Source organism: Streptomyces sp. NPDC003042 (assembly GCF_053591315.1).
Map to the genome: position 1 here is coordinate 1 of NZ_JBSFTP010000170.1, position 2,991 is coordinate 2,991.

Below are 2,991 nucleotides of genomic sequence, written 5' to 3' on the forward strand. Positions count from 1 at the left end.
ATGGACCCGAAGGTCATGCTGTTCGACGAGCCGACCTCGGCGCTCGACCCGGAGATGATCAACGAGGTGCTGGAGGTCATGCAGCAGCTCGCCCGCGAGGGAATGACCATGGTGGTCGTCACGCACGAGATGGGCTTCGCCCGCTCCGCGGCCAACCGGGTCGTCTTCATGGCCGACGGGAAGATCGTCGAAGAGGCCACGCCCGAGCAGTTCTTCAGCAACCCGCGCAGTGACCGCGCCAAGGACTTCCTGTCGAAGATCCTGCACCACTGACGGTCTCGTTCTGGTAGTGATCCGGTCGACAGAGCACGTCTCGCTCGTCGTTCAACCACGTCTCACCCGAGGGAAGTTCACCATGAAGGTTTTCAAGGCCGGTGCTGCGGTGGCCGCGGTCGCCGCTCTCGCCCTGACCGCGACCGCCTGTGGCGGCGGCAGCGGCAAGACCGGCGGTGACGCCGGCGCGTCCGGTGGCGCCAAGGACAAGGTCGTCATCGGCATCAAGTTCGACCAGCCGGGTGTCGGCCTGAAGACCCCCGACGGCAAGTACACGGGCTTCGATGTCGACGTGGCGACCTACGTCGCCAAGGAGCTGGGCTACCAGCCCGAGCAGATCGAGTGGAAGCAGGCCATCAGCGCCGAGCGCGAGAACCTGATCTCGAACGGTGACGTCAAGTTCGTCGTCGCGAGCTACTCGATCAACGACAAGCGCAAGGAGAAGGTCTCCTTCGCCGGCCCGTACCTCCTGGCCCACCAGGACCTGCTCGTCCGCGCCGACGACTCGTCCATCACCAAGCCCGAGGACCTGAACAAGAAGAAGCTCTGCTCGGTCACCGGCTCGACCTCGGCGCAGAACGTCAAGAAGACGCTGGCCCCCGAGGCCGACCTCCTGGAGCAGGGCGGCTACTCCGAGTGCCTGACCGGCCTTGAGAACAAGGCCGTGGACGCGCTGACCACGGATGACTCGATCCTGGCCGGTTACGCCTCGCAGGAGAAGAACAAGGGCAAGTTCAAGCTGGTCGGCCTGAAGCTGAGCAACGAGAACTACGGCATCGGTCTGAAGAAGGGCGACACCGAGCTTCAGACCAAGATCAACGCCGCGCTCAAGAAGATGGTCTCCGACGGTTCGTGGGACGCGGCCGTCAAGAAGAACTTCGGCCCGGCCGACTACAAGAACGAGCCTGCCCCGCAGATCACCGAAGGCAGCTGATTCCCCGGTGAGGAGCGTCGCCGCCCGCCTGCCGCGGGCGGCGGCGCACCTCACCGGCCATCCTGGGGAGAGCGCAGGGCAACGTGTTCGACTTTCTTGATTCCGGGCAGTACGACCTGCTCGGAGCCTTCTGGGTGACGGTTCAGCTCACCCTCTACTCGGCGGCCGGATCCCTCATATGGGGCACCATCCTGGTCGGGATGCGGGTCAGCCCGGTCCCACTGCTGCGCGGCTTCGGCACGGCGTACGTCAACGTGGTGCGCAACACCCCGCTGACCGTGGTGATCATCGCCTGCTCGCTGGGCCTCAGCCAGACCCTCGGCATCTCGCTGGGCGGTGACACCTTCAAGGAGACCGGGTTCCGCCTCGCGGTCCTCGGCCTGACCGCCTACACCGGCACCTTCGTCTGCGAGGCGCTGCGATCGGGCATCAACACCGTGCCCGTCGGCCAGGCCGAAGCGGCCCGCGCCCTGGGTCTGAGCTTCCTCCAGGTGCTCACCCTGATCGTGCTCCCCCAGGCCTTCCGGGCCGTCGTGGCGCCGCTCACGAACGTACTGATCGCCCTCACCAAGAACACCACGGTGGCGGCGGCCATCGGCGTGGCCGAGGCGGCCCTGCTGATGAAGGAAATGGTCGAGAACGAGGCGGACGCGCTCTTCGCGGTCTTCGGCGTCTTCGCCCTCGGCTTCTGTCTGCTGACCCTGCCCACCGGCCTGCTGCTGGGCTGGGTTGCAAAGCGAGTGGCGGTGAAGCGATGACCTCCGTGCTGTACGACGCCCCGGGCCCCAAGGCCAAGACGCGCAACTGGATCTACAGCGGCGTCTTCCTCGTGCTGTTCGGACTGGCCCTGTGGTGGGCGCTGTCCCTCATGGCCGAGAAGAGCCAGCTCGACGCCGACAAGTGGACCCCCTTCGTCACCGACGGCGAGATCTGGACGACGTTCCTGATCCCCGGCCTGCTGGAGACCCTCAAGGCCGGCGTGATCGCCATGGTGATCGCGATCCCGCTGGGCGCCCTGCTCGGCATCGGCCGGCTCTCCGACCACGCCTGGGTGCGGGTCCCGGTCGGCGCGGTGGTCGAATTCTTCCGCGCCATCCCGGTGCTGATGCTGATGATCTTCGGCTTCGCCCTCTACAGCCAGTTCACCGACGTCGACTCCGACATCCGTCCGCTGTACGCGGTGGTCACCGGCCTGGTGCTCTACAACGCCGCCGTCATCGCCGAGATCGTCCGGGCCGGCGTGCTGTCCCTGCCTTCCGGCCAGACCGACGCGGCCAAGGCGATCGGCATGCGCAAGGGCCAGACCATGGTCTACGTGCTGATCCCGCAGGCCGTCACGGCGATGCTGCCGGCGCTGGTCAGCCAGCTCGTGGTGATCCTCAAGGACACCGCGCTGGGCGGCGCGGTGCTGGGCTACGGCGAACTGCTGTCGATGAACCGGCAGATCTCGGCGAACTACAGCAACACCATCGCGACCCTCGTCGTGATCGCGCTGCTCTACATCGCGGTGAACTTCGCCCTCACGACCTTCGCCTCCTGGCTGGAGGGGCGGCTGCGCAAGTCCAAGAAGGGCACCGGCGCGGTGGTCGTCTTCTCGGCGAGCGAAAACGCGGCGGGTGCCACGGCGAACCCGCCCGGCGAGGTCGACAAGACCTGACCGGAGCGGCCCGACCGGACGCCGGGGGGGGCCTGACACCGAGTCAGCCATAGTGCGTAGCCTGTGTGGTGGGGGGGGAGAATACCCCCCCCCCCACTACCGTGTTAAGAAGGGGGGGGCGTGTAGG

Annotated in this window: 3 protein-coding genes and 1 pseudogene; all 4 read left to right on the forward strand. The window is 66.8% G+C overall.

The features are described 5' to 3' along the window. Positions 1-273, forward strand: a pseudogene (locus tag ACWDYJ_RS36100) (amino acid ABC transporter ATP-binding protein); the annotation flags it as partial. Positions 274-355: 82 nt separating this feature from the next. Next, positions 356-1,207 carry a glutamate ABC transporter substrate-binding protein gene (locus ACWDYJ_RS36105; protein ID WP_451569834.1) on the forward strand — a complete coding sequence of 284 codons (852 nt, stop codon included), beginning with the start codon at positions 356-358 and terminating at the stop codon, positions 1,205-1,207. An 83-nt stretch (positions 1,208-1,290) separates the two neighbouring features. Beyond that, the gene (locus ACWDYJ_RS36110) at positions 1,291-1,965 is read left to right on the forward strand and encodes an amino acid ABC transporter permease (protein ID WP_451569835.1); all 675 of its coding nucleotides are present in this window, start codon (positions 1,291-1,293) and stop codon (positions 1,963-1,965) included. Continuing rightward, positions 1,962-2,864 (forward strand): amino acid ABC transporter permease, encoded by a 903-nt coding sequence (locus ACWDYJ_RS36115; protein ID WP_451569836.1) that lies wholly within the window; start codon positions 1,962-1,964, stop codon positions 2,862-2,864. Before ACWDYJ_RS36110 ends, ACWDYJ_RS36115 begins: the two co-directional genes overlap by 4 nt. The last annotated feature ends 127 nt before the right edge of the window (positions 2,865-2,991 follow it).

Bases quoted from the DNA above. Each gene is read 5' to 3' on its own strand.
- ACWDYJ_RS36115 (WP_451569836.1), top strand. From the start codon at position 1,962: ATGACCTCCGTGCTGTACGACGCCCCGGGCCCCAAGGCCAAGACGCGC.
- ACWDYJ_RS36105 (WP_451569834.1), top strand. From the start codon at position 356: ATGAAGGTTTTCAAGGCCGGTGCTGCGGTGGCCGCGGTCGCCGCTCTC.